This window comes from Chakrabartyella piscis (genome assembly GCA_030067835.1).
Lineage (GTDB): Bacteria > Bacillota > Clostridia > Lachnospirales > Anaerotignaceae > Chakrabartyella > Chakrabartyella piscis.
In genome coordinates, this window is record CP092441.1 from 245,374 (window position 1) to 259,004 (window position 13,631).

The 13,631-nt window shown below is 37.5% G+C and carries 12 protein-coding genes; 11 read left to right on the forward strand and 1 reads right to left on the reverse strand.

The features are described from left to right. Position 1: 1 nt before the first annotated feature. Positions 2–790, forward strand: a complete 789-nt coding sequence (locus tag MJY40_RS01200) for an ABC transporter ATP-binding protein (protein ID WP_317855267.1) — start codon at positions 2–4, stop codon at positions 788–790. 135 nt (positions 791–925) lie between these two features. Here the strand turns inward: MJY40_RS01200 and MJY40_RS01205 are convergent, their stop codons facing one another. After that, the gene (locus MJY40_RS01205; RefSeq protein ID WP_317855123.1) at positions 926–2,104 is read right to left on the reverse strand and encodes an IS110 family RNA-guided transposase; all 1,179 of its coding nucleotides are present in this window, start codon (positions 2,102–2,104) and stop codon (positions 926–928) included. Between the two features lie 262 nt (positions 2,105–2,366). Between MJY40_RS01205 and MJY40_RS01210 the strand changes: the two genes are divergently transcribed. The 10 genes from MJY40_RS01210 (at position 2,367) to MJY40_RS01255 (ending at position 13,555) form a co-directional block, all read left to right on the forward strand. Beyond that, positions 2,367–3,464: an ABC transporter substrate-binding protein gene (locus tag MJY40_RS01210; RefSeq protein ID WP_317855268.1), complete on the forward strand. Its 1,098-nt coding sequence runs from the start codon at positions 2,367–2,369 to the stop codon at positions 3,462–3,464. A gap of 11 nt (positions 3,465–3,475) precedes the next feature. Further along, positions 3,476–4,009: a nucleoside-triphosphatase gene (locus tag MJY40_RS01215; protein WP_317855269.1), complete on the forward strand. Its 534-nt coding sequence runs from the start codon at positions 3,476–3,478 to the stop codon at positions 4,007–4,009. A 10-nt stretch (positions 4,010–4,019) separates the two neighbouring features. Then, positions 4,020–4,376 (forward strand): GyrI-like domain-containing protein, encoded by a 357-nt coding sequence (locus MJY40_RS01220; RefSeq protein WP_331488208.1) that lies wholly within the window; start codon positions 4,020–4,022, stop codon positions 4,374–4,376. Between the two features lie 273 nt (positions 4,377–4,649). Beyond that, positions 4,650–5,525: a LysR family transcriptional regulator gene (locus MJY40_RS01225; protein ID WP_317855271.1), complete on the forward strand. Its 876-nt coding sequence runs from the start codon at positions 4,650–4,652 to the stop codon at positions 5,523–5,525. Positions 5,526–5,739: 214 nt separating this feature from the next. Next, a complete protein-coding gene (locus tag MJY40_RS01230; RefSeq protein ID WP_317855272.1) occupies positions 5,740–6,408 on the forward strand; it encodes a heterodisulfide reductase-related iron-sulfur binding cluster in 669 nt (222 codons plus the stop codon). 1 nt (position 6,409) lies between these two features. Next, positions 6,410–7,771 carry a sigma-54 interaction domain-containing protein gene (locus tag MJY40_RS01235; protein WP_317855273.1) on the forward strand — a complete coding sequence of 454 codons (1,362 nt, stop codon included), beginning with the start codon at positions 6,410–6,412 and terminating at the stop codon, positions 7,769–7,771. 418 nt (positions 7,772–8,189) lie between these two features. Further along, entirely contained in the window at positions 8,190–9,386 is a 1,197-nt protein-coding gene (locus MJY40_RS01240) for a CaiB/BaiF CoA transferase family protein (RefSeq protein WP_317855274.1), read from the forward strand. Positions 9,387–9,407: 21 nt separating this feature from the next. Next, the gene (locus MJY40_RS01245; RefSeq protein WP_317855275.1) at positions 9,408–10,592 is read left to right on the forward strand and encodes a CaiB/BaiF CoA transferase family protein; all 1,185 of its coding nucleotides are present in this window, start codon (positions 9,408–9,410) and stop codon (positions 10,590–10,592) included. A gap of 112 nt (positions 10,593–10,704) precedes the next feature. Continuing rightward, complete coding sequence (locus tag MJY40_RS01250; protein WP_317855276.1) at positions 10,705–12,324, forward strand: BCCT family transporter; 1,620 nt, start codon at positions 10,705–10,707, stop codon at positions 12,322–12,324. 112 nt (positions 12,325–12,436) lie between these two features. Continuing rightward, a complete protein-coding gene (locus MJY40_RS01255; RefSeq protein WP_317855277.1) occupies positions 12,437–13,555 on the forward strand; it encodes a mandelate racemase/muconate lactonizing enzyme family protein in 1,119 nt (372 codons plus the stop codon). The last annotated feature ends 76 nt before the right edge of the window (positions 13,556–13,631 follow it).

Consider the following 13,631-nt stretch of genomic DNA (forward strand, 5'->3'; position numbering starts at 1 on the left):
TATGTTGGAAATCAAAAATTTGACATTTGGATATGATGGTAATGTGGTTCTGGATGAAATCAGTTACACAGCAAACAAAGGCGATTTTGTATCTGTTTTGGGCTTAAATGGTGCTGGCAAAAGCACTTTGCTTAAGTGTATTTTGGGTTGCAATCAAAAATATACAGGACAAATTTTGATTGATGGCAGGGATATACGAGGGTTGTCTTGTGAAAAAATGGCAGAATATATTGCCTATATTCCACAAAATCATGTACCTAGTTTTTCCTATACAGTGTTTGAAATGGTACTTATGGGCACCAATCGTATGGTTGCAAAATTTGCATCTCCAACCAAAAAACAATATCAAATTGCAGAAAAAGCACTGGAAACCATTGGCATCACCCATCTTTCCAATCGTGACTACCAAAAGCTCAGTGGTGGAGAGCGTCAACTTTGTTTGTTGGCAAGAGCCATAGCACAACAGTCACCGATTTTGTTGCTGGATGAACCTTGTACTGGTTTGGATTTTGGCAATCAAATGAAGGTCTTGGAAAAACTGAAAGAATTGGCAGAAATGGGATTGATTGTTATGCAAACCACTCACAATCCAGAGCATAGCTATCTGTTTTCCAATAAAATCATTGCCATCAGCAAAGGAAAACCACTTTTTGTAGGTTCTCCAAAGGAAATCATTACAACAGAACATATGAAGCGGTTGTATGGAATTCCATTGCGTGTGTATAGTTTGGAAGAAGATCGTTTCCGCACTTGTGTGCCAGAAGAAAATAGGATGTTGGTTTCTGTATAATGGGAGAAGACTAACTATATGAAGTCAATAGAAAAATGATAAAAAGTTAGATAAACTTACAAAAGTCAGTTGATTAGAAAAAAGGCATAGCAAACAGAGCAACCATTAGTTGCTCGAAAAAACAAATACAAAAAACTAGTGTTGAGGAATATAGGAACAATTATTCTTTAACAAAGAATGAATCAGTCTAACAAGCTTCTTGCCAGCGTGGCTAATAGCAACATAATAATGCTTACCCTGTGACTGTTTGTGGTTAAGATAGTTTTTAAAAGAAACATCACGCATAGCAACAAGGCGAACAGCTTGCAAAATAGCCCAACGCAAATAAGTGGACCCACGCTTTACCATAGGAGTATTAGAAGCATTAAATTTACCTGATTGATAGGTAGAAGGTTCCATACCAGCAAAAGCTAAAAGCTTAGCAGGATTGGAAAAACGATGGATATCACCAATTTCGGCTAAGATGATAGCACCCAAAGTAAAAGAGATACCAGGGATAGACATAATAGGTGAATCGATTTCTTGCATAACAAGTTTAATCTGAGCATCCAAAGCATCAATTTCAGACTGAACAGACTGAACTAATCGAATAGTTTGTTGCAATTCAAAACAAATAGATCTGCTTGAAGAACCAATAGAATTGGAAGCAACGCTTTTAAATGCAATTGCTTTTTCTTTTCCATATTTACCTCTTGAAGCCTTAGAAAGCAAGTTAGTAAGTTTAGTAAGGTGACAATTAGAGATGTCGGTTGGAGAAGGCAGCTCCAAAAGTACAGCATAAGAAGACGCTTGATGAATAGACCACACCAAAGAGGGTAGCTCTGGGAAGATAATATCAATTAATCTAGTAATAGATATTTTCAGTTTTGAGCGATATCCAACCATACGATAACGATGTCTTGTTAGTGACTTTAGCTCAGAAATTTGGTATGATACTGGTGAATAGGATTTTGAATCATCAGTAAAAAGCATAGCAGCAATCACTCTAGCATCTGTCTTGTCCGTTTTGGTCTTTCTGAGCGTGTGGGCTTTACGAAAAAGATTAGTAGATAAAGGATTCAAGGTAGTGACTTGAAAACCTTTAGCAAGTAGAAAGTTAGTGATATTAGTGCTGTAATGCCCTGTTGATTCAAGTCCTATTTTTACGTTAGAAATATCTTTAGAGTCTAAGGCTGAATAGATAGATTCAACTAAAGAATCAAAGCCTAGTTTTGAATTTTCAATGCGTAAAAAATCATTGTGAAGAACACCATCAGAATCAATAATACAACAATCATGTTTGCTTTTAGCAACATCAATACCTACAAATAACATAGAAAACAACTCCTTTAAATTTATTTGATACTACGTTCCACGAACTCTATGTTAAATGTATCCTTGCTCTATATAAAACGTCTATGCGTTATCTAACTAATCAACAATTAAACATAGAGCCATGGTTAGAGCCTTTACGAACCAGTCAGCTAAGCTGCTGTAGGAGAAATCACTAATCCATAGCATCTATTTAAATTATAGTAAATAAAAAATCAAATGAAAACTTAGAATTTACTATGTTTTCATTATACAAGGAGAAATTATGAAGAAAAAGGTATTGGGCTTTTGTTTGATAGGACTTTTGTTGGTAGGCTGTGGCAGTCAAGAAACACAAACAGTTGCAGAAGAAAATATAGAAACAGTTGCAGAGGTTGTATCAGAAGTAGAATCAGAAACATATTTGTTTGTGGATGACATTGGACGTGAAGTGGAATTGTCAAAAAATATAGAAAGAGTGGTGCTTTCAGGTTCCATTTCCCAAAATGTGTTCTTTGCATTGGCACCTGATAAAATTGTGGCAACTTCTGTTACATGGGATGCTGGAGTGGAGGAATATATTGATGCAAAATATATGGATTTGCCTGTGACAGGTCAAATTTATAGCAACAACCCACCTTTGGATCCAGAAATTTTGGCAAAGGTACAAGCAGATGTGATGATTGATATTGGGGAAAGCAAAGATGGCATTGCAGATGATTTGGATAAATTGCAAATGCAAACAGGTATCCCTTGTATCCATATCAGTAGCACCTTGGAAAGTATGCCAGAAACATATCGAACCTTAGGCGAATTGATGCAAATGGAAACAGAGGCAGAAGAAATTGCTGTGTTCTGTGAGGAGATGTTGGCAGAAATTGATGCCATAGAAGCCTTGGAAGATGCAGAGAAAAAGAATGTTTTGTATGTTTTGGGTGATGCAGGTCTGAATGTTTTGGCAAAGGATTCTTATTTTATGGGTGCAATGGATCAAATTGTAAACAACCAAGCTGTTTTGGAAAATCCAGCAGCAAAAGGCACTGGAAACGAAGTGGATATGGAGCAATTGCTTCTTTGGAATCCAGAAATCATCATCTTCGATAGTGGTTCCATTTATGATGAGGTTGCAGATCAGGTTATGTGGCAAGGGATGGATGCCATTGCAAAGGATACCTATTACAAAATACCATATGGTCCTTATAAATGGATTGGGCAATCCAGTGATGGGTATTTGAGTTTGTTATGGGCGGGTGCTTTGTTGTATCCAGAGGAAGTGACATATAACTTGCAAGAGGAAATGACCAGATTTTTCAAACTCTTCTACCATAGCGATTTGACAGAGGAGCAATACGCTGCATTTATGGAAGATTCTGTCTTGAAATAAGGAGATTGTCTATGAACGAAAAAAAGCATATATTTTTATATGGAGAACGCCAAATTGGTAAATCCACCATTGTGCAGAAAGTACTTACAAAATTGGATGTGGAAATGGGTGGATTCTATACAAAATTTGATGTAAGTTCAGATGGCAATAAAATCTTGCAGTTGCAATCTGTCAATGAAGAGGATTCTATTTGTGGTGAGGTGGCAAAATGGTGTAAAACCACTTGGCGGGTGGACGCCAATGCCTTTGATGTGTTGGGTGTACAAGCCTTAACAAAAAATCCATCACCACAATTGTATGTTATGGATGAATGTGGACGCTTGGAAAAGGATGCAAAGCAATTGCAAGAATGTATTTTGGGTATTTTAGATGGAGAAACTCCTGTTTTGGGTGTACTACATTATAAAAATTCCAAATGGAAAGAAGTTTTGCGTAAAAGAGAGGATATTCTTTTTTTGGAAGCGACAAAAGAAAATAGAAATGTTTTGGTAGAACGAGTGATTTGTTTTTTGCAAAAAGGTACTTTCCATCAAACGATGGTTTGAAATTTTTAAGTTGGCAGAGGAAAAAAACTTACCAATATGTGGTTCCATTTTACTTTTTTACCATACTGCAAATCCTATGGAACAATTTTTCTTATCCACTTGTGAGCTAGAAGTGATGGTCCCTGTGATTGCAACAGATGTAAAATATTGTAATGCATTACGCACATTTGGAGGTTACAATGCTGTCATAGCATATCATGTTGGTTCCTATGAGAACATCAGCGCTACACATCTTAGACTTTTGAAATGGATTGCAGACAACAACTTGAAGCTTGCTGGACATATTTCAGAAGAATATATCATTTCTCCAATTGATTTGCAATCATCACAAAGTTATATCACCAAAATTATTGCACCCATCCATTGACGATGGAGAAGAACAGCAAAAATCTGTAAAAACTACAAAATATATGAGACGCAATAGTGTAGTAGAAGAACTGCTACGCTATTTTTATGTGGAATGAGGTTTATTCTATGTTGTCATAGAAACCAATGGGCTAGGCTTCTGTTTTTTATTTTACAAATACTTATATAATATGTATAAATAAAATTGGTTATTTGATTGCGGAATCAATTGGTTGGCATAGAATGAGAAAAGGTTGCATTTGCGTAACGATATCAAATATAAGGAGATGTATATATGACGTTTGATGAATTAAATACATTTATTACGTTAGCACATAATAAAAATTTCAGTCGGACTGCGGAAATATTATACACTTCCCAGTCAACAGTCAGTTTTCGAATTAAAAAAATGGAACAGAAAATTGGATGTGCTTTATTTGAAAGGAATACAAAACAACTGGAATTGACACCTGCGGGCAGAGAGTTTCTTTCTTATGCAATCAAAATATACAATACTTATGAAGAAGCGATTTGTGTGACCTCGAATACTTCGTTTCAGTATAAAATTTCCATTGGCGCACCAGATTCTTTTTGGCAAACGATTTTATTCCCGGCACTGATAGATTATTTTCGTGTCAACAAAAATATATCTTTTGAATTGATATCAGAACATTCTGTTTTATTGAATCAACTTGTGGCAGATGATAAATTGGATATTGGAATTACTTTTTTGCCATTGCAACATCAAAATATAATATACATTCCCCTTGCAAGCAACCCATATGTATTGATTGCACATAAGGACTTGGAACTGCCCATGCAAAAAGTAACCACACAAAATATCAGTTCCTTTCCATTTGTTTATTTTCGTTGGACAAGTCCTTTTGATGACTGGTTTCGTGAAAATTACTATACCAGTTCTTATTTTTTGGAATTGGATCGAATTTGGTTGTTGCTGGAAATGTTGAAAAATAAAATGGGTATTGGTTTTATGCCTCTTCGCATAGCCAAACTACTGCTTGACTCTGGAGACTATATCTCTTTGGAGTTTGAGCATAAAAATTCTATGCCCTTAGAGACGAATTTTATTATGTATAATCGAAAAAAAGAGGAACGTATTTTGCCAATCCTAAATGTAATCAAAGAGAATACATCAGTTATTGTTGATTGAAACTAGATAATCCTACTTGCCATATTACACAAAAGCTTAGAAACCTTGATTTCTAGGCTTTTTCTATATCATTCTACCACAACAACCAGTATGTGAAAGAAGTTATTGCTATGCCAGCAGATTCTTTTTGCTATCTTGACAAAAAAATACTTTTTCATAAAATTATATAGTATAATGGTATCATTTCAAGAAACTATGGAACAGGAGGATGTGTATGGAATCAGAATTGTTGTTACATTTGGGATGTTCATTTCAAGTATACAAACCAGAATTAAGAGATAAGTTGTTGGAAGAATTGCAAAAAATAGAACCCCATCTCAAATTATATACAAAATGTTGCAAGCAAATGCCAAATTTGTCTGAAGGGACTTTGGTATACAACGATTGTACTGGTTGTCATAGACGCTTTTCTTTAGAATATGCAGGACTTTCTTCACGTACCATTTGGGAAGTGATAGATGGTATAGAAGGATTTCCTTTGCCAACTTATGAAGGTATGGTGGTATCGGTTCATGATTCCTGTGGATTTCGTGGACAACCTTCTGTACACAAAGCAGTTCGCAGTTTACTTGCAAAAATGAAGATTGCAGTTGTAGAAAGTGCATTTCACAGTGAAAAATCCATTTGTTGTGGTCATCAATTTTATGGCAAATTACCAGAAGAAAAGGTGTTTGCTTTACAGAAAAAACGAGCAGAGCAATTTCCTTGTGAAATGGTGGTTACAACATGTGTTTCTTGTGTCAAATCATTGCAAAGTGGTGGAAGAGTGCCAAAACATTTATTGGATTTGATATTTGAAGAAGAAACCAATCCATATCCCGTGGAATATGCAGTTTGCGAAGCAAAGAAACAAGATTTTCGAGAATCCCAAAAGGAGGTATGAAATGGAACATTTGAATGGTTTGCCCTATGAGGTATTTGTCAATGCAATTGATCATATTTACGATGTTGTGGAAGTTTGGGATGGAAACTACCAGTTGTTATACACCAACAAAAGTTCCTATCGTTTGTTTGGGGTAATGCCCAATCAATTGACAGGGAAAAATTCAGAAGAATTGATGAACAAAGAACAATATTGGGACAATTCCACATTGCCCTATGTATATGAAAATAAAAAATCCACAATGCAACAACAAAAAACAGCTCTTGGCACAAAGATTTTGACCATTGCAGTACCCATTTTGGATTTTGAAGGCAATGTGGAGTATGTTGTGATGACTGCCAGAGAATCTAAGGATGATTTGGCAACAAAACTATCTCCTGTAGAAAAAAACAGTGGAGCTGAAAATTTAAAAAATACAGGTATCATTTACAATAGTGCCATTATGAAGCAAGTGATGAAAACAGCCAATAAGGTTGCAAAAAACAATGTGAATTGTTTGATTTTAGGGGAAACAGGAACTGGCAAAAGTTTGCTTGCCAAATACATCCACAAAAACAGCAATAGACGCAACGAAAAAATGATTACCCTCAATATGGCAAGCATGAACCCAAGTGTCATTGAATCGGAATTGTTTGGTTATGTAAAAGGTGCCTTTACTGGTGCAAGCCAACAGGGGAAACAAGGGTTGTTCCAAGTGGCAGATAAAGGGACTTTATTTTTGGATGAAATTGGAGAATTGCCATTGGCATTGCAAGCGAAATTTTTGCATGTTTTGCAAGATGGAGAATACATACCCATTGGTGGAACACAGCCCATTCAGGTGAATTTGAATGTCATTGCAGCCACAAATTGCAATTTGGAGGATATGGTGGCAGCTGGCACATTTCGTGAAGATTTGTTCCATAGGCTCAATGTGATTGAAATTTTGATGCCACCCATTCGAGAACGTGGCAAAGATTTGGAAATGATGATTTCCTTTTATTTGAATCAATTCAACCAAAAATACCATAGAAATTGCATCATTGATGAAGGGGCTATGAAGCATTTGCGGAACCATCGTTGGCAGGGGAATATTAGAGAACTTGCCAATACCATTGAGAGGTGTGTGGTTATGGCAGATGGAGATACCATCACTGTGGATGAATTGCCAAAGAATATGTTCAAGTTATCCCAATTTACAAGTAAAGAAAAAAGTTTGAATGGGATTACAAATTTACACGAAGCAATGTCTGCCTATGAAGGTGAAATTGTGCGTCACCATTACACAAAAAATAAAAGCACCAGAAAATTGGCAGCAGCACTTGGCATCAGTCAAACCACTGCAAAAAGAATGATTGATGAACATGTAAATGGACAAAAGTGAACCGAATATGAATCATAGAACCTAAAAAGGTTCATATAGTTAGCAAACGAACAATATCAAAATATATTGAAAACCCTGTGTTTATCAGCAAAACATATAAATGGTGAATCGATTTAGATTCACTATTTTTTTGGATTAAATTTAAAATGAGTGAAAAGTTAAGATGTAAAATATGCACAAAAAAGAAGGGATCCCACTTTATGGGAAAAATCACCAACCCAAATCAGGAATTCAAATAGAGTATCCCATACCCTTTGTGGAAAAGACACAAAAAAACAAAAAAATGTAAAGTTGGCACGGTTATTGCTTTTATATAGGGCAAGAAACAAGGACAGATGGCAGGCGCAACCATCACACATTAGGGCATTGCCCTATGTATCAAAACCAACAATGACAATGACAGAAAGGGGTAATACATATGGGACCTTTAACAGGAATTAAGGTAGTAGACTTTACACTTGCACATGCAGGTACAATGACATCTATGCTTTTGGCTGACTACGGTGCAGAAGTCATCAAAATTGAAAAATTGAAAACAGGTGAATTGGCTAGAGGATGGGCACCTTTTGATGCAGATGGCAACAGTGGATATTTCGCTTATTTGAATAGAGGGAAAAAAGACGTTTGTATTGATGGACGTTCTCCAGAAGGAAAAGAAGCAATCCTCAAATTGATTGCAGAAGCAGATGTTGTAACAGAAAACTTCAAATATGGCAGTATGGAGCGTATGGGTCTTGGCTATGACGAATTGAAAAAAGTAAATCCTAAGCTCATCTATGCTTCTTTGAATGGTTTTGGTCAAACAGGACCTAGAAAAAATGTAATTGGTTTGGATTTGCACTTGCAAAGTATGGCAGGTGTCATTGACAGCACAGGTTATCCTGACAAAGCACCAACTCGTGTAGGCGCAGCACTCAGTGACCAAATCGTTGGTGTATATATGGCAATTGCAATTTTGATTGCAACCATTCATGCAGAAAAAACAGGTGAAGGTCAAAAAATTGATATTGGTATTTTGGATGCAGTGTTCTCTATGATTGAGGGCAGTGTTGCAACTTATTCTTTGACAGGAACAGCTCCTTCCAGAAATGGCAACTCCTATCCAGCAATTTCTCCTTATGATACATTTGCTGCAAAAGATGGTAGAATTTCCATTGGTGTTTGCACAGATAGACAATGGACAGCATTCTGTGATTGTTTGGGTATTTCAGAATATGCAACAGATGAACGATACAAAACAAATGAGCTTCGTGGTGCAAACTACGAATTGGGACTTCGTGACTTCTTGGAATCCAAAACAAAAGAATTTGGTAGATATGAATTGGAAGCAAAACTCATGGAAGCAAAAATCCCTTGTAGTGTAGTGTGTACAGTGCCAGAAGCAATGGCAAACCCACAAACAGCAGCAAGAGATATGCTCATCAAAGTGATGGATCCTGCAATGGGCGAAATCATCATGCCTGGTATTCCAATCAAAATGACAAATGCTCCAGGTGGTGTGGCACAAGGTGCACCTACATTGGGTCAAGATACAGAACATTACTTGAAAGCAGTTGGCTATTCTGATGCAGATATCGCTGACATGTTGGCGAAAAATATCATTCAACTTGGTTAATGACGAAAGGAGTGCTTAGATATGAGAGCTTTAGAAGGAATCGTAGTAATTGACTTTACACAAGCATATAGTGGACCATTTTGTACCATGCAATTGGCAGATTTTGGTGCAACGGTTATTAAAATAGAACGTCCAGGTCTTGGAGATCAATCCAGAGAATGGGCACCTTTCAAAGATGGATATAGCGGATATTATGCTTCCATCAATCGTAACAAAAAAGGCATTACATTGGATGTTTCCAAACCAGAAGGCTTGGAAGTTGCAAAAAAATTGATTGCAAAAGCAGATGTTGTTGTGGAAAACTTCAAAGTTGGCACAATGGAAAAAATGGGACTTTCCTATGAAGAAGTGAAAGCAATCAATCCATCTATCATCTATGCTTCTATTTCTGGATTTGGTCAAGATAGTCCTCTCAAAGATAGACCAGCTTATGACAATGTTATCCAAGCAATGACTGGTTTGCAAGAAATGACAGGTTATCCAGAAGACCCAGGTGTGCGTTGTGGTCCTGCAATTGGCGATAGCTTGACAGGTTTGTACACAGCTTATGCAATTTTGATGGCATACAGAAACAAAATGAAAACAGGCGCTGGCGAACGCATTGATGTGGCTATGTATGACGTTATCTTCTCCATTTTGGAACCACACATCATGGCAAAAACATTGACAGATTATGATAACGTGCGTGGTGGCTGTAACGATAGAGAAACATTGGTACCTTATGATGTTTACAAATGTAAAGATGGTTACTTCTCCTGTGGTTTGGCGAGTGACAATGGTTGGTTGGAATTCTGCCAAGCAACAGATTTCATGAATTTGTATGAAGATCCAAGATTTGAAACCAATGCAATGCGTTGTGAACAATATGATGTGATTACACCTATGTTGGCAGAATTCTTCATTGACAAAACAAGAGCAGAATTGGATGTCATCTTCTCAGAAGCAGGCATTCCAAATGCACCTGTATTGTCTGTTCCAGAAGCTATGGTCAATGAACAAATCGTTGCAAGAGAAATGGTTGTTACCATTGATGATGCTGGCGTTGGCACATACCAAGCACAAGGAAATCCAATGCGTATGGATGGTACACCTGTTGTTTATGCACATGGTGCTCCAACATTGGGTCAAGACAATGAGAAAATCTTTGGTGAATTGGGTTATTCCGAAGGAGAACTTGCTGATTTGGCAAAAGTTGGCGCAATCTAATGTAATCTTGTAATCAGAAGGCGAGCCTATCTCTTTTGGGATAGGCTTGTTTGATAACTGCCAATCTATGGCGATTGCAAAGGGGCAATGGTCATTCTTTAGGAGGTATACTATGGAAAAGAAAAAAGGGAAATTAACGGAACGTTACGAAGTGGTTTTGATGACAGTCAGTTTGCTCATCATTGGTGGCGTTGTAACATTCTTGACATTATATCCAGAGCAAGGAAATGCAATTGCAAGTAGCATTTTGTATATGCTCACTAGAACATTTGGTTCTACCATGCAAATCATCACCGTAATCATTACTGTTTTCTTAATTGCACTTTGTTTTACAAAATATGGCGATATCAAATTGGGTAAAGGAAAACCACAATACAAAACCATGAGTTGGGTTGCAATGATGTTCTTCTGTGGTCAAGGTTCTGGTACTGTGTACTGGGCATTTACCGAATGGGGCTATCATTTCAATGCAGCACCACAGCTCAATGGTGTGGAAGTCAGTGAACCAATGGCATATGAATTGGCATTGGCATATTCCATTTATGACTGGGGTCCCATTCCTTGGGCATTGCTTTGTATCTTTGTTTTGCCATTTGCTTTCCATTATTACATCAAAAAAGATGATGAATTGAAATTCAGTCTTTTGACAAAATACGCTGTTGGCGAAAAAAGAGCAAAAGGTGTTTTTGGTAAAGTAGTGGATTTCATCTTTATTTTCTCAGCAGTAGGCTCCATTTGTATCACAGCTGGTGCTGCTGGTTCCACAATCGCAATTGTATTTGCCGATTTGATTGGCATTGAGTATTCCTTTGGTTTGACATTTGCTGTTTTGCTTGGCGTTGCCATTTTGTATTCTGCATCTTCTTTGTTGGGGATTGAAAAAGGGATGCGTCGCATCAGCGATTGGAATATTTATTTCTGTTTGACCTTGCTTGCACTCATTTTGTTCATGGGTCCAACACAATTCATCATTGATTCCATGGTCAATGCAATGGGTATTTTGTCAACAGAAGTGGTACGTATGACTTTGTGGACAGATCCGGTTGCTGTCACAGGCTATCCACAAGATTGGACTGTTTTCTACTTTGTATATTGGTTTGTATTTGGACCATTTACAGGTTTGTTTGTAGCAAAAATCTCCAAAGGTAGAACCCTTAGAGAAATCATTCTCAATATGCTCATCACAGGTTCTGCTGGTATGGTTATGTTCTTTGGTATCGTAACAGCATATCAACAAAATTTGCGTATCACTGGTATTTTGGACATTCCTGGTATGCTTGCAAGTGGTCAATCTGCAGAAACTATTGCTTTGGACACACTTCGCACATTGCCAATGTCTAGTATTATGATTGTTTTGTACTTAACCGTTACCATTTTGTTCTTGGCAACCACATTGGATGCAACTTCCTTTGCGTTGTCCTCAACAGTATCCAAAAATCTTGGTTCCAATGAAGAACCCAAAAAAGGTTTGAAACTCGTTTGGTGCTTGGTTTTGATTTCCATTCCAGTTGCCATCACCTATGCAGGTACCAATATCAATACCATCAAAGCATTCGTTATTGCGACAGGTATGCCACTGGTTATCATCATCGGTATCATCTACTATGGTTTCTTAAAGGAAATGAAGAAAGATTTCGGTCATATGACCAAGGAAGAAATCCAAAAGGGCGACTTCCTAGAAGATGCAGATTTTGGAAAAGAAGTAGTTGCAGAAGAAGCAATTGAAGGTTAAACTATATGTATGATAAAGGGGTAGATGATTCTACCCTTTTGTTTTATCTACAAATCCAATGTAGGGGGGATGCACAAATCCCCCGTAATGCCATAAAAAAGGAGGATACGCTATGAAAATTACAGATGTGGAAGTGATTTGCTTACGAGTACCCAGTTTGGATGCACCATGTGAATGGGGTGATGATGCTTTTCTTGTAAAGGTATACACCGATACAGGATTGGTGGGCATTGGCGAAAGTGATACCTCACCAATGGTTGCAAAAGCAATGATAGAAGCACCAGAATCCAATTTATATTGCGGTGGCTTGAAACGCATCATTATGGGCGAAAATCCTTTGGAAATCCAGAAAATTTGGGATAAAATGTATTGGCAGTCCAATTACAATGGCAGACGAGGTTTGGGCATCCATGCTATGAGTGCCATTGACATTGCGTTGTGGGACATTGCATCTCAATACTACCAAGTACCCATTTATATGCTTTTGGGTGGCAAATATCGTGAAAAATTACGTGCTTATGGTACCTTTGTACCAGCAGATACACCAGAAGAAAGTGCTCTCATTGCAAGAAAATTGAAGGCAGAAGGGTTTACCAGTTTGAAATTTGGCGGTGGTGTTTTGGGAGATGATCCAGATTTGGATTGTGCCATTGTCAAAGCAGTTAGAGAAGAATTGGGTGCTGATTTTGAGTTGCAAATTGATTTGGCAACCAAATGGCGAACCTATGGACACGCAGCAGGTATGATGAAGCGTTTGGAACCTTATCACCTCAATTGGATTGAAGAGCCTGTTCTTTCTGATGATATGGATGGCTATGCAAGATTATCAGGCGTTTCTGGCACAAAAATTTCTGGCGGGGAATCCCTCACCACACGCTATGAGTTCCAAGATTTTTTGAATCGTGCAAAGGTGGATATCATTCAACCAGACATCACACGTTGTGGTGGTATCAGCGAAATGCGTAAAATCTATGATATGGCGACCATGCAAGGAACCAAATTGGTGCCACATGGATTCAGCACAGGGATTTTATTGGCAGCCACAGTGCAATTTTTGGCAGCCACAGAACAATGTGATTTGATGGAATATTCCCAAAGTACAAGCCCTCTGTTCACCGATTTGGTGAAGAATAGACTTCCATTTGAAAATGGATATGTAACAGTGCCAGATTGCATTGGTTTGGGTGTGGAATTGGATGAAGAAATCGTTGCAAAATATCGCATTTGGTAGAACAATAAAGAGGCAAGTAGTGGAATCCCTATGTAAAATGCATAGGGATTTATCTTCTGATATGATGATGCATATG